General features: G+C 32.8%; 1 pseudogene. It reads right to left on the bottom strand.

Going from position 1 to position 293, the window contains the following annotated elements:
* Positions 1-293: pseudogene (locus ACTHS3_RS17670) on the bottom strand (restriction endonuclease); the annotation flags it as partial.

Here is a 293-nt window from a genome sequence, read left to right on the forward strand (position 1 = left end):
ATGATATATAGCACTATTTACACCATATATTCGTTGGGCAAAACGGATACGTTCGTTCCTAGCATTTGCTATAGTTTTAGCTAATTGCCGACTATCAGAAATATTAAAACTACTTGAAAGCTGATTAAATTCAGCAACTTTTTCTAGAGAGTGATCTCGCTCGCAAATAAAAGTTTTTAGTCCAACTCCTATTTTAATATCGTTTATATTAATTAGAGCATCAAAAGCCGAATCGTCTCTACTTAAGTTTTTAGCACGTAATGCATAGCAGAAAAGGTTTTCAGCATTTCTAT

This window comes from Neisseria sp. P0009.S007, assembly GCF_051962515.1.